18 protein-coding genes and 1 pseudogene are annotated in these 20581 nt (G+C 72.1%); 6 read left to right on the forward strand and 13 right to left on the reverse strand.

Annotated features, from left to right (window positions below; translation table 11 throughout):
• Positions 1-4 precede the first annotated feature (4 nt).
• The 4 genes from trkA to ABID77_RS20505 form a co-directional block, all read right to left on the reverse strand.
• On the reverse strand, positions 5-1474 hold the full coding sequence (trkA, locus tag ABID77_RS20490; RefSeq protein WP_429599868.1) for a Trk system potassium transporter TrkA: 1470 nt from the start codon (positions 1472-1474) through the stop codon (positions 5-7).
• Positions 1475-1550: 76 nt separating this feature from the next.
• Positions 1551-2603 (reverse strand): Gfo/Idh/MocA family protein, encoded by a 1053-nt coding sequence (locus tag ABID77_RS20495; RefSeq protein ID WP_429599871.1) that lies wholly within the window; start codon positions 2601-2603, stop codon positions 1551-1553.
• Between the two features lie 31 nt (positions 2604-2634).
• A complete protein-coding gene (locus ABID77_RS20500) occupies positions 2635-4401 on the reverse strand; it encodes an FAD-dependent oxidoreductase (RefSeq protein WP_429599873.1) in 1767 nt (588 codons plus the stop codon).
• Positions 4398-5213, reverse strand: coding sequence for a sugar phosphate isomerase/epimerase family protein (locus ABID77_RS20505; RefSeq protein ID WP_429599876.1), 816 nt, complete (start codon positions 5211-5213; stop codon positions 4398-4400). Before ABID77_RS20505 ends, ABID77_RS20500 begins: the two co-directional genes overlap by 4 nt.
• 113 nt (positions 5214-5326) lie before the next feature.
• Between ABID77_RS20505 and ABID77_RS20510 the strand changes: the two genes are divergently transcribed.
• Complete coding sequence (locus ABID77_RS20510) at positions 5327-6253, forward strand: LysR family transcriptional regulator (RefSeq protein ID WP_429599879.1); 927 nt, start codon at positions 5327-5329, stop codon at positions 6251-6253.
• A gap of 49 nt (positions 6254-6302) precedes the next feature.
• Here ABID77_RS20510 and ABID77_RS20515 read toward each other — a convergent pair whose 3' ends face one another.
• Positions 6303-8165 carry a tannase/feruloyl esterase family alpha/beta hydrolase gene (locus ABID77_RS20515; protein WP_429599881.1) on the reverse strand — a complete coding sequence of 621 codons (1863 nt, stop codon included), beginning with the start codon at positions 8163-8165 and terminating at the stop codon, positions 6303-6305.
• 224 nt (positions 8166-8389) lie between these two features.
• Between ABID77_RS20515 and ABID77_RS20520 the strand changes: the two genes are divergently transcribed.
• The 3 genes from ABID77_RS20520 to ABID77_RS20530 are packed head-to-tail and all read left to right on the forward strand — an operon-like array spanning position 8390 to position 12389.
• The gene (locus ABID77_RS20520; protein WP_429599884.1) at positions 8390-9073 is read left to right on the forward strand and encodes a (2Fe-2S)-binding protein; all 684 of its coding nucleotides are present in this window, start codon (positions 8390-8392) and stop codon (positions 9071-9073) included.
• Between the two features lie 2 nt (positions 9074-9075).
• A complete protein-coding gene (locus tag ABID77_RS20525; protein WP_429599887.1) occupies positions 9076-10101 on the forward strand; it encodes an FAD binding domain-containing protein in 1026 nt (341 codons plus the stop codon).
• A 2-nt stretch (positions 10102-10103) separates the two neighbouring features.
• Entirely contained in the window at positions 10104-12389 is a 2286-nt protein-coding gene (locus tag ABID77_RS20530) for a xanthine dehydrogenase family protein molybdopterin-binding subunit (RefSeq protein WP_429599890.1), read from the forward strand.
• A gap of 250 nt (positions 12390-12639) precedes the next feature.
• Here the strand turns inward: ABID77_RS20530 and ABID77_RS20535 are convergent, their stop codons facing one another.
• Genes ABID77_RS20535 through ABID77_RS20550 form a run of 4 tightly spaced genes read right to left on the reverse strand, consistent with a single transcriptional unit; the run spans position 12640 to position 17118 of the window.
• On the reverse strand, positions 12640-15162 hold the full coding sequence (locus ABID77_RS20535; RefSeq protein WP_429599893.1) for a PAS domain-containing sensor histidine kinase: 2523 nt from the start codon (positions 15160-15162) through the stop codon (positions 12640-12642).
• A 5-nt stretch (positions 15163-15167) separates the two neighbouring features.
• Entirely contained in the window at positions 15168-15974 is an 807-nt protein-coding gene (locus ABID77_RS20540; protein WP_429599896.1) for an ABC transporter substrate-binding protein, read from the reverse strand.
• Positions 15971-16744 (reverse strand): HD-GYP domain-containing protein, encoded by a 774-nt coding sequence (locus tag ABID77_RS20545; RefSeq protein ID WP_429599898.1) that lies wholly within the window; start codon positions 16742-16744, stop codon positions 15971-15973. The genes ABID77_RS20540 and ABID77_RS20545 overlap by 4 nt, the downstream gene beginning before the upstream one ends.
• A complete protein-coding gene (locus ABID77_RS20550; RefSeq protein ID WP_429599901.1) occupies positions 16741-17118 on the reverse strand; it encodes a response regulator transcription factor in 378 nt (125 codons plus the stop codon). The genes ABID77_RS20545 and ABID77_RS20550 overlap by 4 nt, the downstream gene beginning before the upstream one ends.
• Positions 17119-17232: 114 nt before the next feature.
• On the opposite strand from ABID77_RS20550, the gene ABID77_RS20555 reads away from it, so the two are divergent.
• Positions 17233-17868: a response regulator gene (locus ABID77_RS20555; RefSeq protein ID WP_429599904.1), complete on the forward strand. Its 636-nt coding sequence runs from the start codon at positions 17233-17235 to the stop codon at positions 17866-17868.
• Positions 17844-18626 (forward strand): Hpt domain-containing response regulator, encoded by a 783-nt coding sequence (locus ABID77_RS20560; protein ID WP_429599907.1) that lies wholly within the window; start codon positions 17844-17846, stop codon positions 18624-18626. Before ABID77_RS20555 ends, ABID77_RS20560 begins: the two co-directional genes overlap by 25 nt.
• A gap of 14 nt (positions 18627-18640) precedes the next feature.
• Here the strand turns inward: ABID77_RS20560 and ABID77_RS20565 are convergent, their stop codons facing one another.
• The 4 genes and pseudogenes from ABID77_RS20565 to ABID77_RS20580 form a co-directional block, all read right to left on the reverse strand.
• A complete protein-coding gene (locus ABID77_RS20565) occupies positions 18641-19009 on the reverse strand; it encodes a hypothetical protein (RefSeq protein WP_429599910.1) in 369 nt (122 codons plus the stop codon).
• A gap of 293 nt (positions 19010-19302) precedes the next feature.
• On the reverse strand, positions 19303-19881 hold the full coding sequence (locus ABID77_RS20570; RefSeq protein WP_429599912.1) for a hypothetical protein: 579 nt from the start codon (positions 19879-19881) through the stop codon (positions 19303-19305).
• Positions 19878-20096 carry a hypothetical protein gene (locus ABID77_RS20575; protein ID WP_429599915.1) on the reverse strand — a complete coding sequence of 73 codons (219 nt, stop codon included), beginning with the start codon at positions 20094-20096 and terminating at the stop codon, positions 19878-19880. The genes ABID77_RS20570 and ABID77_RS20575 overlap by 4 nt, the downstream gene beginning before the upstream one ends.
• Before the next feature lie 131 nt (positions 20097-20227).
• Positions 20228-20581 (reverse strand): annotated as a pseudogene (locus tag ABID77_RS20580) (methyl-accepting chemotaxis protein); the annotation flags it as partial.

Consider the following 20581-nt stretch of genomic DNA (forward strand, 5'->3'; position numbering starts at 1 on the left):
CGGCTCAGAAGAAGGTGACGCCGACGCGGAACAGCTTCTCCACGTCGCGCACCTGGGCGCGGCGCGGCACGAAGATGACGACGTGGTCGTCGCTCTCGATGACGGTGTCGCCCCGGGCGATGAGCACCCGGGCCGGCGCCGGCGGCGGCGCCACGCCCGCCGGCGGCGTGCCCTCCCCGATCGCCGGCAGGCCGCGCATCACCAGGCCGAACTGCGCGCCCTTGGGCAGCGGGATGTCGCAGATGCGCCGGCCGACCACGCGGGAGGTGCGGCGGTCGCCCCGCGCCACGATCTCCAGCGCCTCGGCCACGCCGCGGCGCAGGCTGTGCACGGCCTGCACGTCGCCCTGGCGCACGTAGGCCAGCAGTTCGCCGAGCATGGTCTGCGCCGGCGACAGCGCGATGTCGATCTGCGTGCCGTGCATCAGCTCCGCGTAGCTGCGCCGGTTGATCAGCGCCAGCACGCGGGTCGCGCCCAGGCGCTTGGCCAGCAGGCTGGCCATGATGTTGTCCTCGTCGTCGCTGGTCAGGGAGAGAAACAGGTCGACGTGCTCGATGTCCTCGTCCTCCAGCAGGTCCTCGTCGGTGCCGTCGCCGTGCAGCACCAGCACGCCGGCCGGCAGCTCGGAGGCCAGCCGCACGCAGCGCGCGTGGTCGCGCTCCAGCACCTTGATCTGGTACCTGCGCCCGGTCTCGACGAGCTGCCGCGCGAGCCGCTGCCCCACCCGGCCGCCGCCCGCGATCATGATGCGGGTGACGTCGCGCCGCTCGGCCCGGTCGTCGCGGTGCAGGGCCGACAGCACCGAGGGCAGGTACTCGCGCGCCGACAGCACGAAGACCTCGTCGCCGGGCTCGATGAGCGTGGCGCCGTCGCAGACGATGAAGCGGTCGGGCTCGTTGTCCAGCCGGCGGTAGATCGCGACGATGCGCATGTCGGCGTCGGGCACGCATTCGCGCAACTCGGCGATGCTGTGGCGCACCAGCGGCGCCCCGGCCACCGCGCGCACCGACACCAGGCAGGCCAGTCCGCCGGCGAACTCGCGCACCTGCAGCGCCTCGGGGTACTCGACCAGCTTGCCGATATAGCGCGTGAGCGATTCCTCCGGGCAGATCACGCGGTCGACCGCGAAGCCGTCCCGGCCCAGCAGCGGGCTGTCCTCCTTGTAGGCGCCGGAGCGCACGCGCGCGATGCGCGTCGGGATGCCGAAGACCTGGTGGGCGACCTTGCAGCACACCAGGTTGGTCTCGTCCTGCGCGGCGCAGGCGATGAGCATGTCGGCGTCGCGCGCGCCGGCTTCGGCCAGCACGTCGGGTTCGATGCCGCTGCCCACGACGCCGCGCAGTTCGAGCCGCTCCTCCAGCTGCTGCAGGCGCGCCGCGTCGGTGTCGATGACGGTGATGTCGTTGCGTTCGGACACGAGCGTGTCGGCCACGCTCTCGCCGATGCGGCCGGCGCCGAGGATGATGATTTTCATGGGGCGGGTCTCCGGCAGGTCTTATACGCCCCGGGAACGCGGACCGCCGCGAAACGGTCCGCGTTCGCCGGCCCGCTCAGACCGACGCCAGGTCGACCGTGCCGCCGGTGCGCGCCGCCTCGGCGATGGCCTCGGTGACGCGCAGGTTCTCCAGGCCGTCGCGGGCGCCGACGACCGGCCGCGCCTCGCCGCGTACGACCTGGCCGAAATGCTCGATCTGGAACGCCAGCGGATCGCCGCGATCGAGGTCGGCCACGCCGGTCTCGAAGGGCTTCCACCACGAGCGGTCCGCGTCGCGGGCGTAGGTCTTCAGGCGCATCGTGGGGATGGACAGCGAGCCGTGCGTGCCCGCGAGCACGTAGCAGTCCTCGTCCGGATAGCTCGCGTAGCTTTCGTTCTCGCGCGAGGTCTGCTCCCAGCTGCGGGCGCTCGCCGCCGTGTCCGAGAGCATGAAGGTGCCCAGCGCGCCGCTGGCGAAGCGCAGGCCGATCGCCACCGTGTCCTCCACCGGGAAGCCGCGCACCGCGTGCGAGGCGATGGCCTGGACGCCGGCGATCTCGCCGCACAGCATGCGCAGGTTGTGCACCTCGTGGATCAGGTTGAGCAGGATCGGCCCGGCGCCGACCTGCCGGCGCCAGGGCGCGTCGTCGAAGTAGTGGTCGGGCTTGTAGAAGACGGCGCTGCCCATGACGGCCACCAGCCGGCCGAGCCGGCCCGCGCCGACGATCTCCCGGGCGCGACGCATGATCGGGCTGTGGGCGCGGTGATGGCCCACCAGCAGCGCGACGCCGTCGCGCTCGACGGCGTCGACCACGCGCCGGGCCTCGGCGACGGTCGGGGCGACGGGTTTCTCCAGCAGCGTCGGCAGGCCCGCCGCGATGCAGCGCAGGGCCTGCTCGACGTGCAGCGGGTTGGGCGTGGCGAGGATCACGCCGTCGGGCCGGTCGACGCGCAGCAGTTCGTCCAGCGAGGCGTGGAACGGCACGCCGGCCGCCTCGGCCAGCGCCCGCGCGCCCGGCGCGGGATCGACGACGGCCGACAGGCGGCACGTCGGGCTCTGGCGCAGCACCCGCATGTGGGCCTGGCCGATGGTGCCGGCACCGGCGACGGCGATGCGTGTCTTTTCCATGGGGGTGGGTCTCCTTCGGAAGGGATCGAGGTCAGGCGGGATGGTCGGTGGCGCCGCGCGGACGCGCCGGGACGCCGGCGGCATGGCGCCCGGCGATGTAGCCGAAGGTCATGGCCGGCCCCAGGTTGATGCCGCCCGACGGATAGAAGCCGCCCATGACGCTGGCCATGTCGGTGCCCACGGCGTACAGGCCCGCGATCGGCCGGCCGGCGCCGTCCAGGACCTGGGCGTCGGCGTTCGTCTTCAGGCCGGCGAAGGTGCCGAAGCTGCCCGGCAGCACCTTCACGGCATAGAAAGGCCCGTGCTCGATGGGGGCCACGCACGGGTTCGGTCCCGGGTGCAGCGGGTCGCCCATCTTGCGGTTGTAGGGCGTCGAGCCGCGGCCGAAGTCCGGGTCGTCGCCGGCGCGGGCGTGCCGGTTGAAGCGCTCGACCGTGGCGGCCAGGGCGGCCGGATCGATGCCGCACTGCGTGGCCAATGCCGCGAGGGTCGCGCCGCGCCGCAGGTAGCCGCTGCGCACGGCGCGGCCGACGGGCACCGGGAACGGCTTCGCGTGGCCGAGCCCGTAGCGGCGCTGGAAGCGGTGGTCGCAGACCAGCCAGGAGCAGACCTCCTCGCCGGCGGGCGCCTGCGCCACCATCGCGGCGGTGTAGTCGTGGTAGCCGTCGGCCTCGTTGACGAAGCGCCGGCCGTTGGACAGCACGCCGATCACGCCGGGCTTGCCGCGGTCGATGATGTGCGGGAAGTGGCCGGTCGTGCCGTCGGCGTGCGTCACCCGCGACACCGGCGCCCAGGCCGCCGGCGAGGCCAGGCCCGTGTCCAGCACGCCGCCCGCCGACTCGCCCAGCGTGATGCCGTCGCCCGAGCAGCTCTCCGGCGGCAGGGCGAGGTGCTCGCGGCCCGTGGGCGTGCGGGGGAACAGCGCCCGGCGCCGCGCGACGTCGTGCGGGAAGCCGCCCGCCGCCAGCACCACGCCCCGGGCCGCGCGGATCTCGAGGGCGCCGTCCGGCGTGGCGACCATCGCGCCGCGCACCGCGCCGTCCTCGACCCACAGGCGCTCGGCCGGCGCCGATTCGATCAGCCGCACGCCCAGGTCCTGCGCCGACTTCGCCAGGCGGGCGATCAGGGCGACGCCGTTGACCAGGTGCATCGCGCGGCCGTGGAACGCGAGGTCGCGCAGGTGGCGCAGGAAGCGCCCGGCCACGTGGACGAAGGACCGGGGCGAACGCGTCATGCTCAGGAAGGCGCCCAGGTCGGCGCCGGCCATGATCGGCATGCCGAGGAACGAGGTCTCGCGCATCGTCCGGCGCAGGCGCGCGTTCAGCGCCCCGAGTTCGCGGGCGTCGTACGGCGCCGCGATGACCTGGTGCCCCCCGGTGGCGGCCCCGGCCACGCGGCCGTGCACGTCCGGGATGGCGTTGCCGTCGGCGAACCGGAGCGCGGTACGCGTCTCGAAGAATTCGACCATCGGACCGGCGTTGTCCAAGAAGGCGTCGACGCGCGCCGCGTCGTAGCGCTCGCCCAGCTCGTTCCTCAGGTAGGTGCGCGGCCGATCCGGGTCCTCGTGGATGCCGGCGCGCCGGGCCAGCGGGTTGCCCGGAACCCACATCCAGCCGCCCGACCAGGCCGTGGCGCCGCCGAAGGTCGCGGCCTTCTCCACCACCACCACCCGCAGGCCGTGCGCCGCCGCCGTCACCGCCGCGGACAGCCCCGACGCGCCCGATCCGACGACCAGCAGGTCGCAGTCCAGGCGGCGCTCCGGCGACGCCCCGGCCGCCGGCGGGTCGATCGCGCTCATTCGTCCAGCCGCGCGAGCACGCGGCGCGTGGCGGCCATCGCGCGGCGCGCGCGTTCGTCGGCGTCCACCGTGCGCGCCAGGGCGTGGGTCGGCACCTCGACGCTCAGCGGGATGTCGCGCGGCAGCATCCGCAGCAGCCCGACGAGGTCGAGTTCGCCCTCGCCGGGGAACAGGCGCTCGGCGCGGGCCTCGGCCAGGATGGCGTCCATCGTCGGCGGGATGCGCTCGGGCACGTCGCAGAACTGGACGTAGCGCAAACGCGAGGCCGGGACGGCGGCGATGTCGGCGTGCAGGCTGCGCGAGCGGCTGAAGTGGAACGGGTCGATCAGCACGCCGGCGTTGTCGCGCCCGCACCGCTCGACGATGCGCGCGGCCTGCCGCAGGTCGCGGGCCTCGGTCCAGGGCATGAACTCCAGCACCGCGCCGAGTCCGTAGCGCGCCGCGAGGTCGCAGAACGCGCCGAAGCCCTCGATCTGGCGGGCGTCGTCGGGGTCGTTGCCGGCCACCAGCAGCTCGCGGGCGCCCAGGCGCGCCGCCGTGGCGACGGCCGCCTCGTGGCTCGCCACCGGAACGTCGGGCCGGATACGAAAGATCTCGGCGTCGAGCACCTTCACGCCGGTGTCGGCCAGCCGGGCCTCGACCTCGCGCAGCAGCGGCGTGTCGCCCACCAGGTCGTGGCGCGGCTCGGTCGGCGTGGCCGGCAACAGGCGGATGCCGACGTGGCTGAAGCCGGCCCGGGCGGCGCAGCTCACCATCTGCGGCGGGGTGAGCTCCAGCACCGTGAGGGCGGCGAGCGAAATCGGACGGGTCATCGAAGGTGTCTCCTGGGGTTGCGCCCGGACCGGCGCCGGTGCGACGGGGGTGAATCTATGCCCTACGGATCGCGGGAACAACGCCCCGGATGTGGTTTTATGATTCACGGATCGTGAACCTCGACTTCCAGCTCCAAGACCTGCGGGTGTTCTGCCTGGCCGCCCGCAAGGCCAGCTTCGCCGCCACGGCGACGGAACTGGGCGTGTCGCCGGCCTACGTCAGCAAGCGCATCGGCATGCTGGAGAAGGCGCTGGGCGTCACGCTGTTCCTGCGCTCGGCGCGGCGCGTCGCCGTGACGGCCGACGGCGAGCGCGTCTACGCGTCGGCCCAGCGGATCTTCGAGGGCGTCGAGCACATGGGCGAGACCGTGGCGCGCGACCGGCTCGACCCGCGCGGCACGCTGCGCGTCACGACCAGCTTCCGGCTCGGCCGCCGGCACATCGCACCGGCGCTGTCGCTGCTGGCGCGGCGCCATCCGGGACTCGACATCACGCTCGACGCCGTGGACCGGCGGGTCGACCTGGTCAGCGAAAACGTCGACCTCGACGTGCGGCTGGGCGAGGTCGACGAGCCCTATCTGGTGGCCCATCGCATCGCCGAGAGCACGCGCGTGCTGTGCGCCTCGCCGGACTACCTGGCGCGCCACGGCGCCCCGGACGGCGTCCAGGACCTCGGCCGGCACGACTGCCTGGTGCTGCGCGACCGCAACCAGGCCTTCGGCGTCTGGCGCCTGGACGGTCCGGACGGCGCGACGACCAAGGTCAAGGTCACCGGACGGCTGTCGTCGAACAACGCCGACATCGTGCGCGGCTGGGCCGTCGACGGCCACGGCATCCTGTGCCAGACGAGCTGGGACCTGCACGAGGACCTGGCCGCCGGCCGGCTCGTGCAGGTGCTGCCGGCGTGGTCGCAGCCGGCCGACGTCTGGGCCGCCAGCACGGTGCGCCTGAGCCATTCGGCCAAGGTGCGCGCCTGCGTCGACTTCCTGCAGCGGGAACTCAACGGCGACGGACCGCACGCGCTGCGGCGCTGGCCCTGAGGCGGGAACGAACGCCCTCGGCGGGCGGCCCGCCCGGCGCACGCTCCATTCAGCGCACCGGCGTCAGCACGTCCCGCTGCCGCATCGAATTGCGGATCAGCAGCAGGTCGGTCGCGTCCGTGGGCAGCTGGGCGGCCGGGGAGGTGACGCACTGGAAGCTGGCGGCGGCGTTCACGTCGCCGCTGCCGCGGTAGACGGCCGCCTGCGGATAGGCGCAGATCGGGCGCTGGCGCGTGATCGACGTCCCGTCGGCGCTGTAGCGGGTGGCGACGATGGCGGTGGGCGCGACGCCCTGCTCCACCCAGCGCGCCAGCGCGCTCACGACGTGGGACTCGGGCACGCGCTGCGCCTTGGCCGGCTCGGTGAATCCGCCGCCGATCGCCGAGGGGCCGGTGCCGCCGCCGCAGTGCCCGACCTCGGGCGCCATGAAGAGCCGGTGGTAGTCCTGGATGGACGCTGCCAGGTTCAGCGAGTCCGCCGTCACCTGCGCGCCCGTGAGCGCGGCGACCTCCGCGTCGTAGCGCTCGCGCGGCAGCGCCTTGAGCTTCTCGAACTGGATCAGCGCGTTGTAGTAGGCGACCGAGCCCTGGGGCGTGACGACGGGATCGTTCCAGCCGTGGAACTGGATCAGCTTGCCGCCGCGCGCCTTGAAGGCCGTCAGGTCGGGGCTGGGCGCCGCCGTCACGGGCGTGAGCGCGGCCTTGATGACGTCGTACTGGTCGTCCCAGTTCAGGTCGCGCCGCCAGTCGAAGGGCGGTGAATTCACCGAATAGACGTAGTGGCCGATGAAGGGTCCGTAGCCGCCGTTGTCGGCGAACAGGGGATCCCACACGGCCTCGGAACCCGGCATCGCGCCGCCGTAGCGCTGGATGCCGCCGGACGACCGGCTGCCGCCGTACATGGCCTTCGCCGCGGCCAGCTCCGGATCGGTCAGGCAGGCGTTGGTGTCGGCGCTCGTGCATCGCAGCGCGGCCGGCTCGAAGGCGCAGACGCGGGGATGGGTGATCTGGCCGTCGGCCAGACCGTCGCCGGTGTCGCAGGCGGCATGCGACGCCTGGCTCAGCAACTGCCGCTTGGCCACCGGCAGCACGCTCGGCTGCCCCGCCACCGGGGTCAGCGCCTTGCCGGTCCACGTCAGCCACAGCAGCAGGTCGGGGTAGAACTGCGACGGCGCGCCGGCCGCGATGCCGTCGAACAGGGCCGGATAGCGCTGGGCCATCATCATGGCCTGACGGCCGCCGTTGGAGCAGCCCTCGAAGTACGCATGCGCCACCGGCCGGGCATAGAAGGCCTGCGTCACGGCCTTGGCCGCGGTGGCGACGTAGTAGTGCGAGCGCAGGCCCCAGTCCTTGACCTTCTCGGGGTGGTTGAGCGTCCAGTCGGCCGACTCGCCGCCGTCGTGGCCCATGTTGCTGCCCGCCGTCACCATGCCGTCGCCGATGTCCTGCGCCAGGCGCGCGTAGGGGATCGCGCCGGCGTAGCCGCCGGTGCCGTTGAGCTTGAAGCGGCCGGTCCAGGCCGCCTCCGTGGCGGGCAGCCAGACCTCGAACTTGATCTCGGAGTCGCTAGAGGGCTTCGCCACGCCCTGCACGCGGCACATGCGCGTGCCGACGTTGACGCCGCCGATCGTGGTCTCGGACACCACCGCCACGGCGGAGGTGATCGTCGAGGCCTCCGACACGACCCGGGTCAGCCCCTCGCAGGCGACGGGCGCCGCCACGACCGCACCGGGGTCGGGAACGGGGACGGGCCCCGTCGCCGTGCCGGTGGCGCCGTCGTCGCTGCCCCCGCAGGCCGCGAGCACCATCGCGCCGAGGATCGCGGCCAGCGCGGCCGGCCCGGGGACCGGCGAGTGCCGGACTGCCGCGAGCGCACCGCCCGCCCTGAACGTTCGGATCGATCCTGTGTGCACGCCGTGTCTCCTGGTCGTTGGAAGGCCGCGCGATTCTGCGCGCCGGTCCGGGGGACGCACTCAGCAGATTCCCTCGCTCGCGCGCATCGCGGTCGACCCGCCGCCGATCGCACCGCCGCCTCTCCGCCCCTCCGTCAGCACGCTTCGGCGTCAATGGCTATGCTGGCCGCGCGCGGGTTCCCGCCGGCCCCGTCGCCGCGAACCGCGAGAAAACGGAGACCACGATGACGATCGAGAAACAGCCCCCATCGGATTTCCAGCTGAGCCGACGCTCGCTGCTCGGCTCGGGGATGAGCGCCGTGGGGGCCCTCACGGCGCAGGTCGCCGCCGCCCCGGCGCAGGCGGCCACGCCGCCCGGCCGACCGGCGCCGGCCGCGTCGGTTCCCATGGTCGACGGCCGCGTGCCGCTGACCCTGACGGTCAACGGCCGGCCGCGCCGCTTCGAGGCCGACGTGCGCACCACGCTGCTCGACGCCCTGCGCGAGCACCTCGGCGTCACCGGCAGCAAGAAGGGCTGCGACCACGGCCAGTGCGGCGCCTGCACCGTCCACGTCGACGGCCGCCGGGTGCTGGGCTGCCTGACGCTGGCCATCGCGGTCCAGGGCAAGGCGATCACCACCATCGAGGGCCTGGCCGACGGCGACACCCTGCATCCGATGCAGCAGGCCTTCCTCGACCACGACGCCTACCAGTGCGGCTTCTGCACGCCGGGCCAGATCATGAGCGCCGTGGCGCTGGTCCGGGAAGGCCGCGCCGGCAGCGACGACGCCATCCGCGAGGGCATGAGCGGCAACCTGTGCCGCTGCGCCGCCTACCCGAACATCGTCGCGGCGATCCGGGACGCGCGCGGGCGCATGGCGTCACCATCGTCGGTCCCGGCCCCGACACCGGCCGCAAAGGGAGCCTGACCATGCGCCCCTTCGACTTCCAGCAGAGCGCCGACGCCCCCGGTGCCGTGCGCGCCGCCGCCGCCCGTCCCGGCGGCGCCGACCGGCGCGGGGACGACGCCGCCGTCTACCTCGCCGGTGGCACCACGCTGCTCGACCTGATGAAGCTCGACGTCATGCGCCCGCGCACGGTGATCGACATCAATCCCCTTCAGGCGCGCCACGGCGGCATCGAACTCACGCCGCGCGGCCTGCGGCTGGGCGCGCTGGCGCGCATGGCCGACGTCGCCGCCGACCCCGGCGTGCTGCGCGACTACCCGGTGGTCGCCGAGAGCCTGCAGCTCGCCGCCAGCGGGCAACTGCGCAACATGGCCAGCCTGGGCGGCAACCTGCTGCAGCGCACGCGCTGCTCGTACTTCCGCGACACCAGCTACGAAGCCTGCAACAAGCGCAGCCCCGGCAGCGGCTGCGCCGCGCTGGAGGGCGTCAACCGCATCCACGCCGTGCTGGGCACGACCGACAAGTGCATCGCCAGCTATCCCGGCGACTTCGCGCAGGCGCTGATCGCGCTGGACGGCCAGGTCGAGACGTTGGGCGCCGCCGGAGCGCGCACGATCCCGTTCGCCCGGCTGCACCTGCCGCGCGCCGACACCCCGGAGATCGAGACCGTGCTGCGGCCGGGCGAGCTGATCACGGCGCTGTTCGTCCCGGCCGGGCCGCACACGCGGCGCTCGACCTACGTCAAGGTGCGCGACCGCCAGTCCTACGCCTTCGCCATCGCCTCGGCCGCCGTGGCGCTCGACCTGGGCGCCGACGGCGTGGTGCGCGACGCGCGCATCGGCCTGGGCGGCATCCACTACGCGCCCTACCGCGCGACGATGGCCGAGGCCGTGCTGCGCGGCCGGCCGCTCGACGAGGCCATCGCCCGCACGGCCGCCGCCGCCGCCTTGGCCGGCGCCGTGACCCACGGCCACAACGATTTCAAGCCCGAGTTGGCGCGCCGCACCCTGGTGCGCGCGCTGCTGCAGGCCCAAGGCATGAGGATCTGACGATGTCCACCTTCACCGATCCCAATCCCGCGTCGGTTCCCGGCGGCATCGGCGCGGGTGTGCCGCGTGTCGACGGCCGGCGCAAGGTCACGGGCGCCGTCGCCTACGGCTCCGACGCGACGGTCCGCGCGCCGCTGCACGCCTACTTCCACACCAGCGCCATCGCGCTCGGCCGCATCCTGGAGATCGACGAGCGCGAGGCGCGCGCGCTGCCCGGCGTGGTCGACATCCTGACCTGGCACAACACCGCCGGCCAGCTGCAGCAGGTGACGCCGTCCCGGGGCGGCTCGACCTCGATCGCGGTGCTGGCGTCGCCCGAGATCAGCCACGACGGCCAGATCGTCGCGGTGATCCTGGCCGAGAGCTACGAGACGGCGCGCGACGCCTCGCACCGGCTGCGGGTGCGCTACGACCGGCGGACGCCGAGCGCCACCTTCGACAGCGCCGGGCTGGTCGCGGAGGTCGTGAAGTCCGACGCCCGCTTCGAGAACCCGGAGATCGGCGACGCCGAGGCCGCCTTCGCCGCCGCGCCGGTCAAGGTCGACCAGCGCTACGCCACGCCGACCCAGCACCACAACGCGCTGGAGCTGTTCACCACCACCGCCGAATGGAACGGCGACGCGCTGACGGTGCATGAGCCGAGCCAGTTCATGGTCGGCCTGCAGCACGCGCTGGCGGCGAGCCTGCGCATCGAGCCCTCGAAGGTGCGCGTGCTGAGCCACTTCGTCGGCGGCGCCTTCGGCTCCAAGGGCGGGCTGACCAACCGCACCGGCCTGATCGCGCTGGCCGCGCGGCGGACCGGCCGGCCGGTGAAGATGGTGGCGACGCGCGACCAGAGCTTCACCGTCGCGACCTACCGGGCCGAGACCCGGCATCGCGTGCGGCTGGCCGCCGAGCGCGACGGCCGCATCACCGCGCTGGTCCACGAGGGCGAGGAACTCAGCAGCCGGGCCGACGCCTACAAGGTCGGCGGCACCGAGACCACGGCGCGCATGTACGCGATCCCGAACATCGCTTCCAAGGTCACGGTGCAGCACGCCGACCGCAACACGCCCGGCTTCATGCGGGCGCCGGCCGAGGTGCCCTACATGTTCGCGCTGGAGAGCGCGATGGACGAGCTGGCCATCGCATTGGGCATCGACCCGGTGCGGCTGCGGCGCATGAACGACGCCCAGGTCGAGCCGGTCAAGCGACGCCCTTACAGCAGCCGTTCCCTGAACGAGTGCTACGACGCCGCCGCCGCGGCCTTCGGCTGGCGCCGGCGCGACCCGCGGCCGATGTCGATGACCGACGGCGACTGGCAGGTCGGCTGGGGCTGCGCGACGGCCTGCTACCCGTCCAACATCGCGCCCTGCTTCGCGCGCGTGGCGCTGACCGAGTCCGGCGCGCGGGTGGAGGTGGCGGGCCACGAGATCGGCACCGGCGCCTACACCGTCTACGCCCAGACGGCGGCGCAGATGCTGGGTCTGCCGGTCGGGCGCATCGAGGTGCGTCTGGGCGACAGCCGCCTGCCGCCGGCGCCGGTGGCCGGCGGCAGCAACAACGCCGCCAGCATCTGCAACGCCATCGCGCTGGCCTGCGCGGAGGTGCGCCGGATGCTGGCCGGCGCCGCCGTGGCCGACGACGCGGGCCCGCTGCGCGGACGCGACCCGTCGACGCTGACCCTGGACGCCGGCACCCTGCACGCGGCCGACGGCACCAGCGAACCGCTCGCGAAGGCCCTGGCGCGCGTCAACGGTGGCGTGGCCGAGGCGTCGGTCGGCAACGCGCCGAAGAACGTGCCGCCCGGCGCGCTGGCCGGCCTGCGTCAGGGCAAGGTCGCCTTCGGCGGCGGCCATGCTGACAAGGATTCGGTCAAGTACGCCTTCGGCGCCGAGTTCGTCGAGGTGCGGGTGCATCGCCTGACGCGCGAGGTGCGCGTCTCGCGCATGGTCGGGGCGTTCGCGGCCGGCACCATCCTCAACCCGGTCACCGCGCGCAGCCAGCTGATGGGCGGGATGATCTGGGGTCTGGGCTCGGCCTTGCACGAGGCCACCGAGATCGACGGGCGCCATGCCCGCTACACCAACGACAACCTGGCCGAGTACCTGATCCCGGTGAACGCCGACGTGCCCGAGGTCGAGGTGCTGCTCGTCGCCGAGACCGACCGCGAGGTCAATCCGCTGGGCATCAAGGGCATCGGCGAACTGGGCTGCGTGGGCACCAACGCCGCCATCTGCAATGCGATCCACCACGCCACCGGCGTGCGCATCCGCGAACTGCCGGTGCGCATCGAGCAGCTGCTCTAGGAGATCGGCCTCATCGGCGGAACAGCCGGACCACCGCCTTCAGGATTCGATCCAGCGCGCTGAAGAAGCGCGCGCCGCGGCTGGGGTAGTTGAACTTCATCTGGCTTGTGCATGGCGGTCGGGCCTCTCGCGTGTCCGAGCGGCCGATCTGCATGGTTCTTGAATGCGTCATGGACGCCAGCATGCATGGGAGCGACGGCACGCGTTGCAGGCGGAACGCCTGACTCGCTGCCAGCCGCGCCTCCGGATGTCACACCGGTTCGGCAAGGACGCCGGGGACGGTATCGGTGGAATCGTTGGGCGGCAGGAGCACGTCGAAACAAGCGCCGCCGCCCTCGACGTTGCGCGCGCTGATGGTGCCGCGGTGCGCGTCGAGGATCTTGCGGCAGATCGCCAGCCCCAGCCCGGTCCCGCCGGCGCCGTCCTTGGTCTTGCTCGACTGGACGAAGGCGTCGAAGATGGCCTCGAGTTCGCCCGCCGGGATGCCGGGGCCGCGATCGCGCACCCAGACGTGGATGCTCTGGTCCGAGGCGAAGCGGGCGCCGACCTGGATCGATTCGCCGACGTCCGAGAAGCGGATCGCGTTCGCCAGGACGTTGCGCACGACCTGCTGGAACCGGAACGGATCCACCCTGGTCGACACGGGCGCCGGCGGCAGGCGCAGGTCGATGACGAGACGCTTGGCGTCGATCAGGGGCGCCAGCTCGCGCACGACGAGTCGCAGCAGGGGTCGCAGGTCGGTGCGTTCCAGGTGGATGGTGCCCACGGCGCTCTCGATCTTGGCGACGTCCAGCAGGTCGTTGACCAGCGTCAGCATGCGCTGGCCCGAGGACAGGATGTCGCTGAACATGTCCGAGACCAGGGCGTCGTGGCGCATGCGGCCGGCCCCGAGTTCGGAAAAACCGATGATCGACTGCAGCGGCGTGCGCAGTTCGTGGCTGACGTTGGCGATGAATTCGCTCTTGACGCGCGAGGCCTCCTCGGCCGCCTCGCGCGCTTCCTGCGTCGCCCGGGACGCGTCGCGCAGGTCGGTGACGTCCATGAAGGTGCTCAGGATGCCCTGGGGTCGGCCGTCGCGACCGGGCACGAGCACCTTGTTGATCAGCATGTCGCGCCGTTCGCCGTCGCTGCGCGTGAACGTCGCCTCGTACTGGATGTGCCGTTCCGCGGCGCTCAGACGCCGTTCCTGCGCCTCGTGGAAGCGCTGCTCGGCGTCCTGCACGATGCAGGATTTGTCCTTTCCCAGCACGTCGCTCCTGCCGAGGCCGAAGAATTCCAGCCAGGCACGGTTGACTTCCACGTGCTGGCCCGCCATGTCGCGCATCGTGGTGGGCAGCGGACTCAGGTCCTGCAGCAGCGCCATGAACGCGAGCTGCTGGGCCAGCCGGGCCTCGGCCTCCTCGCGCGCGGTGATGTCGACGGCGCTGCCCGCGAAGCCGATCAGTCGCTGGCCGTCGTGCAACGGCACCAGGGCGATGTCGACCCGCCGCGGATGCCCGGTCGACGCCCAGAAGGTCAGGGTCGCCGTGCGCACGCCGGCGTTCGACGCGGGCGCGAGCATCGCCTGGACGCGCGGGCGCTCCTGCGTCGCCACGACCTCCTCCAGCCGGGTGCCCAGGATGGCCTGCTGCGATCCGCCGGTGGCTTCCATCCAGTGCGCGTTGACGAAGGTCAGCACGCCCTCGGCATCGGTCCTGAACAGGAACTCCTGCACGCTGCGCACGATGACGCTGAGCTCCTGCTCGCTGCGGGCGATCTTGGCGAGCAGCCGGTTGCGTCCCTGGCGGGCCTCCTCGCGGGCCTTGAGGCTGCGCGAGGCGACGATCGTCAGTCCGACGGTCACCAGCACCGCGAAGGCCGCGACGACCAGTTGCGCGCGGATGCTGTGCAGCCAGGCCGAGGTCACGCGCTGCAGCGGCCGCTCGACGATCACGACCAGCGGCCATGAGCTCGACACCCGGAAGGCCCCCGTCTGGCGATCCGGGTCGATGCCGGGACCGTCGAAATTCGCGTGCTCGATGCGTGGCAGGAAGTCCTTGAACACGGTGTGATCGGCGAGCGACGTGCCGGGGAGCGCGTCGGCCGTGTCGCCGTAGAGGCGGCCGTCGAGACCGGTGAGCGCGGCACGGCTGGTGGGGTCGTCGATCGTCAGCCGCATCTGGCCGACCAGGCCGTCCGCATGCAGCAGCGCCACCACGAGGACGTCGCCGGACGGCAGCCGCACGCGCTGCATGACCGGGATGAAGCCGATCGCGCCGGGCGAGACCGCGGAGCGGCTGCCCAGCGCGATCGACGACAGTCCCCTCCCGGGCACGTAGCTGCCGATGCCGGGGCGCGAGGACGCGGGCGGCGGCCCCAGCCGGGTCATGTCGATCCGGCGTCCGACGTCGGCCTCGTCGCTCGCCGCCGTCACCAGGCCGTTGGGCTGGACGACGGCCAGCGAGCGCAGCTGCGGCAGGCTCACGAGGATCTGGCGCAGGTTCGACGAGACCGCCTTGCCCGTGGCCGTCAGGGGCACGCCCAGGTCGCTGGCGATGCCCGCGAGCGCCAGCCCGACGGTGTCGACGCTGCGCGTGACGTAGTTCTCCAGCACGCGCGCATAGAGCGCATTGCGCTTCTGCTGCTCCTCGACGACGGACGCGCGGACCTTCACGAAGATGGCGGCCGAGGTCACCAGCATGAGGACCGCCAGCGCCAGCCCGCCCAGGAGCACGCGTCGCGGCGAGGACCACCGGCGATCCCCCGGCTCCTGCGACGTTCGCGGCGTCCTCATCGGGCTCAGCGCACGACGATGGCGGACAGGCCGTTGCGGCGCGCGGCCGCGTCCAGCCGGCCGTCGGCCTTGATGCGTTCGACGAACTTCTCGATCGTCTGCAGCCAGGCGTCGTCGCCGGGCCTGACGGCATAGGCGTAGGGCAGCACGTGGAACGGTCCGGGCGGACTCACCAGCTCGGCCCAGTCCGCGTTGTCCAGCAGCCGCCGGCTGTACGGATAGTCGCTCATGAAGACGTCGATGCGACCCGATTCGAGCTCGCGCTCGCGCGTCGTCGGCGGCTTCACCACCACCATCCGGGCCTGCTTGAGCGCCTGTGCCATGACCGGCTCCATGAAGGTGCCGGCCTGCACGCCCACCTGCACGCCGGGCTTGTCGATGTCCTCCCAGCCCCGCACCACGCGGTTGCCCCGGGTCGTGACGCCGTAGATGTCGCTGCTCAGGTAGGGGCTCGTGAAGCGCAGCCGTTCGAGTCGCCGCGGCAGGACGCCGATGGCGAACATCGCCACGTCGCACTTGTCGCTCTCCAGGTCCTGGATCAGCGTCGCGAAGGACGAGTCGACGTGCCGGAGCCGGACGCGCAGGTCCTGCGCCAGTTGCGCCGAGAGGTCGGCGTCGATGCCGCTGAGGACCTGGCTGCGCGGGTCGCGGTAGGTGACGCCGTAGTAGTCCGGCCAGATGCACACGCGCACCGTGCCCGACCGGGCCACCCCGTCGGCCACCGGCCCGGCCAGACCGTCGGACGGCGACAGGCAGGCGGCGACGGCGAGGACGCACGTCGCGCCGGTCGCGGCGAACGATGCGCGGGTCATGTCAGGCTCCATTCGTGGCCGGGCGCCTGGATGAGGTCCCGGAAGGTGATGCGGCTCTCCGTGACCCGGTCGCGCAAGGCGACGAACGACTCCCAGTTGTCCATCAGCACGTCGACGATCCGGGGATCGAAGGCGTTGCCGCGCTCGTCGAGCAGCATGCTCTTGACCTGCTCGTCGAAGAAGGCGGGCCGGTAGCAGCGCGCCATCGACAGCGCGTCGAAGAAATCCACCACCGCGACGATGCGGCCGACCAAGGGGATGTCGGTGCCCGCGACCCCCTTCGGATAGCCCCTGCCGTCGAAGCGCTCGTGATGGAACAGCGAGATCTCGGCCGCCATCTGGAACAGCGGCACGCGCGACTGGCCCAGGATCTCCGCGCCGATCTCCGAATGCCGGTTCATCTCCTGGCGCTCCTCCTGCGTGAAGCCGCCCGGCTTCTTGAGGATGGCGTCGGGGATGCCGATCTTGCCGATGTCGTGCATCGGCGCCGCCCGGCGCAGCATGGCCGACCAGGTGCGGCTCTGGCCGAGCGCGAGGGCCAGGGCCTCGGCCAGCACGCCGATGCGCACGATGTGGACCCCCGTGTCGTCGTCCTTGTACTCGGCCGCCAGGGCGAGCTTGTAGAGCGTGTCCTGGTGCGCGGCGACGACCTCGCGCAACGCCTCGTTGCGCTCCTGGTACATCTGCCCGAGGTCGGCCACGAGCGTCTCCATCTGGGCCGCCGCGGCGGCGTCGAAGCGCGTGTCGCCCACGGGCTGCGGCGCGTTCATGCGCAGCAGCCCAGGCGTTCCAGCGTCTTGACCAGTTCGAGCGGGCTGAAGGGCTTGACCAGGTAGGCCTCCGCACCCGCTTCCAGTCCCGCGAGGCGGTCTTCCGCGCGGCCCTTGGCGGAGATCATGATGATGGCGGTGCCCGACATCTCGGGATCCGATTTCAGGGTCTGGCACAGGCTCAGTCCGTTGGTGGCGCCGGGCATCATCACGTCCGTGATCACGACGTCCGGGCGCAGCCTGCGCGCCATCGTCAGCCCGGCCTCGCCGTCGCCGGCCTCGGAGACCTGGGTGCCGTGGCCGGCGAATTCCAGCGTCATGCGGATGAGTCTGCGGATGTCGGAGTGATCGTCGACGATCAGGATGCTGTTCATGATGGACCCCGGCGAGGGACTTGGGACAAAATCGGATTATCGCTAGAAGTGATATATTTGTAGAGAATCAAATTTACCGTTTCGATGGCTTCTGGGGCAGAATTCACGCAACCCATGAACCTGCCCTCGAATCCTCCGGACACCGACTACAGCACGCGGGACGTCGCGCGCCTCCTGGGGCTGGCGATCCGTTCGGTGCAACTGATGGTCGACCGCGGCGAACTGGCGGCCTGGAAGACGGCCGGCGGCCACCGGCGGATCAGCCGGGCGTCCGTGGAGGCCTTTCTGCAGCGCCGCCAGGAGGGGACCGGTGAGCGGCGCACCGTCGACAAGCCGGCCTCGAAGGCATCGGCGGGCGGCAAGGTCAAGGTCCTGCTGATCGAGGATTCCAAGCACTATCAGAAGCTCGCTTCGATGCTGCTGAGGAACGATTTTCCCGAATTCGAGGTCTTCGTCGCGGACGACGGCTTCGCCGGCCTGGCCATGGCCGGCCAGCTGCAGCCCACGCTGCTGATCGTCGACATCCTGCTGCCCGGCATGGACGGCGCCACGCTGATCTCGAGCCTGCGCTCCCACATGCAGTTCGCGGAGAGCCGTTTGATCGTCCTGACCTCGCTCGCCGAGGCCGACCTGGGACCCTACATGTTCGCGCTGGAGGACGTTCCCATCGTGCACAAGTCGCGCATCGTCACCGACCTCCCCCAGCGCATCCGGGAATTGACGGGGTGGCCCGTCCCCGTGCGCCCGTGACGGCGCCGATCCTCGTCCTGGTGCTCGAGGACGACGCGCTGATCCGGCGCTTCATCGACATGGCGCTCGGAGAACTTCCCATCCGGATGATCCACGCAACCTCGATCGCGGAAGCCCTGCAGGTGCTGCATTCGGCGCACATCGACCTGTTCATCTCCGACCTGATGCTGCCCGATGGCAATGCGATGGACCTGTTCCACGTCCTGCGCGGCGACGAGCGCCACCTCGACCTGCGCATCGTGATCCTCAGTGCCGGCATCACGGCCCCGGTGCGTGCCATGGCGAGCCGGCTGGATGTGTTCCGGATGCTGGACAAGCCGGTGCCCTACGCCGATCTGGTCGCCTGCGTGAAGCAGGCCATCGACGTCCGCGACGAACCCGCCGAGGCCCGGCCCGTGGTCGTGCCGCGGATCTCGGCCACGCAGCGCGAACGCGCCATCGAGGCGCATTTCGGCGGGCGTCCGGGGCTGTTCGACGAATTCTTCGCCAGCTGTCTGGAACAGCTCCCCGGCGACCTGGAGGCCGGCGACGCGGCCTGCGCCGGACACGACGCGAACGCATTGCGGCGCGTGGCGCACAACCTCAAATCGGTGCTGCAGCTCATGGGCAGCACGCAGGGCCACGTCATGGCCCGGCAACTCGAACAGGCCGTGACGGCGGACGAGGTCTTCCCGACGCTGGCCTCACGTTGGCGACACCTGCATGCCCACGTCGATTCGCTCTGCCGGGCGCACGCGTCGCCCACCGGCGGCTCCTGAGGCGGCGCGGGGCGTCACGCCTCGCATTTCATGGCCTCGTTCATGCGCAGCATGGCGTTCGACAGGCACATCGCCTTGTCACGGGCGGTCTTGTCGCCACGCTGCATGCGCAGGAACTGCTCGGCATAGGCATCCGTGAGAGCCGCCCATTGTTCGAACGGCGCGTCGATGGCATGCGGCAGCGAGGTTTCCATCGACCGCGGCGGCAGCGCGCCGTGCGGACGCACCGCGTCGGCCGACCGTGCCGATCCCGTGGGTTGCACCAGCCTGGTCAGCAACCTGAGGACGGTGGCCGCGGAACGGCGCTTGACCGCGGCACGCTCGAGGGCCTGCCAGGCGGAGTTGGAAAAACCGCTCGATGACATCGACGGGACTGGGTTCATGGTGTCTGGCTCCGGTGATCGATCTGGTTGGGAATTGCTGGAAATCGACCCGAACGAAATGATACGTCCTAAAATGATATAAATGAAACCAAAGTATCATTTATTGACGACTGAGTGAGAAAGTTCACAACCTGAACACTCTACCGGTTCCGTCGCACCGGGGTCGAGGAGGCTCGATGCGTCTCTCGAACGAGGAACGGGCGGGACAGGGACCCAAGGACGCCGGGGCGTTGCGCGAAACGCAGGACACCGAACACCAAAGACCGGACGCCGGGCGCACGCCCGGCGCGCCTTCACAAACGCTCGACCGGCCCCGCGACGGCGTGCGGCCGCGCGACCGGACCGGACCGCTCGATGCCGGCCTCCATGGCCACGACGGCCAGGCGCAGGCGGGCTGCCATGTCCTCGCGGCCCGTCCGGTCGCCGTCGACCGGCCCGGGATCGGCATCGTCCCTTCCGGGCATCACCACGTAGCGCACCACGTCGACCAGCTGCAGCGTCCTGCGCCGCAGGCTGTCGAGCAGCTGGCTCGAGGCATCCTCGCATCGCAGCGCCGCCATCGCCGCCTCCAGGTGGCGCCGGCACTCGGCGGGGTCCGCGGCCCCGGCGTTCGCCGCGAGCGCCGCGGCGAGGTGACCGCGCAGCGCCGCCGTCGCGTCGTTCGCCAGCGCGCCGGCGCCGCCCAGGTCGGCGGCGGCATCCTGCAGGTGCGCGACCAGCGACCGGCCGCAGTGCAGGGCGAGCGCCGCCACATCGGCGTTCGACGACGCCGAGGGCACCGACGTCCTCGACGGGGTCGGCGGGATCCGTGGCGAAGGCGCCGACCGCACGGACGGCGACGACGACGGCGATGCGACGACGCTCGACGTCATGCCGGCCTCCGCGATGCGAGGTGACCGGTGCCGCAGCCGTCGCCGTGGTCGCCCGCGCTCCTCGCCGACACCGCGCGGCCGCCCGCGTGGAGGGCGCCGCCGCGAGGCGTCCTGGCCGTCGCCGAGGGCCTGGCCGATGGCGTCGCCCCGGTCTCGCGCCGGGTGGGCCGGCGCACGCACTCGCTCGCCTGGAAGGCGCTGGTCGTCTCGATCATCGGATCTCTCTCTTGGTCCATCGTTCGTCCTCGTGTCTGTCTGCGCGGCTGCGGAACGCCATCGAGCACGTCGCACGGAGCGTCGTGGCGGTCGTGGCTGGCGAAGGGCTCGGCGTTTCGGAGTCGGGCATTCAGAACGACTCCCAGTCGTCGGTGCCGGGACGCGAGGGGGCGATGGCCCCTGCGCCCGCGTGGGCGAAGGCCGGCGCGCCCATCGGCGCGGCGATGGTCCTGCGCGCCGGCGAGGCCTTGCGGGCCGGCGCCACGGCGCGGTGCTCGACGCTCCGGGGCGCGGCGCGCGAGGCGCTCGCCGTCGCCGATGCCGTCGCCGACGCGTGGGAGCTGGCACCCGAGCCCGAGGTCTGGAACACCCCCACGGCCTGCACCAGTTGCTCGGCCTGGAAGCGCATGCTCTCGGCGGCCGCCGCGCTCTGCTCGACCAGCGCGGCGTTCTGCTGCGTGGCTTGGTCCAGCTGCGTGACCGC

This window comes from Variovorax sp. PvP013, from assembly GCF_050435945.1.
Classification (GTDB): Bacteria; Pseudomonadota; Gammaproteobacteria; order Burkholderiales; family Burkholderiaceae_C; genus Variovorax.

What these genes read in the sequence shown, in the direction of transcription:
- trkA (WP_429599868.1), bottom strand. Translation starts at nt 1,474, where the DNA reads ATGAAAATCATCATCCTCGGCGCCGGCCGCATCGGCGAGAGCGTGGCC.
- ABID77_RS20495 (WP_429599871.1), bottom strand. Translation starts at nt 2,603, where the DNA reads ATGGAAAAGACACGCATCGCCGTCGCCGGTGCCGGCACCATCGGCCAG.
- ABID77_RS20500 (WP_429599873.1), bottom strand. Translation starts at nt 4,401, where the DNA reads ATGAGCGCGATCGACCCGCCGGCGGCCGGGGCGTCGCCGGAGCGCCGC.
- ABID77_RS20505 (WP_429599876.1), bottom strand. Translation starts at nt 5,213, where the DNA reads ATGACCCGTCCGATTTCGCTCGCCGCCCTCACGGTGCTGGAGCTCACC.
- ABID77_RS20520 (WP_429599884.1), top strand. Translation starts at nt 8,390, where the DNA reads ATGACGATCGAGAAACAGCCCCCATCGGATTTCCAGCTGAGCCGACGC.
- ABID77_RS20525 (WP_429599887.1), top strand. Translation starts at nt 9,076, where the DNA reads ATGCGCCCCTTCGACTTCCAGCAGAGCGCCGACGCCCCCGGTGCCGTG.
- ABID77_RS20530 (WP_429599890.1), top strand. Translation starts at nt 10,104, where the DNA reads ATGTCCACCTTCACCGATCCCAATCCCGCGTCGGTTCCCGGCGGCATC.
- ABID77_RS20535 (WP_429599893.1), bottom strand. Translation starts at nt 15,162, where the DNA reads ATGAGGACGCCGCGAACGTCGCAGGAGCCGGGGGATCGCCGGTGGTCC.
- ABID77_RS20540 (WP_429599896.1), bottom strand. Translation starts at nt 15,974, where the DNA reads ATGACCCGCGCATCGTTCGCCGCGACCGGCGCGACGTGCGTCCTCGCC.
- ABID77_RS20545 (WP_429599898.1), bottom strand. Translation starts at nt 16,744, where the DNA reads ATGAACGCGCCGCAGCCCGTGGGCGACACGCGCTTCGACGCCGCCGCG.
- ABID77_RS20550 (WP_429599901.1), bottom strand. Translation starts at nt 17,118, where the DNA reads ATGAACAGCATCCTGATCGTCGACGATCACTCCGACATCCGCAGACTC.
- ABID77_RS20555 (WP_429599904.1), top strand. Translation starts at nt 17,233, where the DNA reads ATGAACCTGCCCTCGAATCCTCCGGACACCGACTACAGCACGCGGGAC.
- ABID77_RS20565 (WP_429599910.1), bottom strand. Translation starts at nt 19,009, where the DNA reads ATGAACCCAGTCCCGTCGATGTCATCGAGCGGTTTTTCCAACTCCGCC.
- ABID77_RS20570 (WP_429599912.1), bottom strand. Translation starts at nt 19,881, where the DNA reads ATGACGTCGAGCGTCGTCGCATCGCCGTCGTCGTCGCCGTCCGTGCGG.
- ABID77_RS20575 (WP_429599915.1), bottom strand. Translation starts at nt 20,096, where the DNA reads ATGATCGAGACGACCAGCGCCTTCCAGGCGAGCGAGTGCGTGCGCCGG.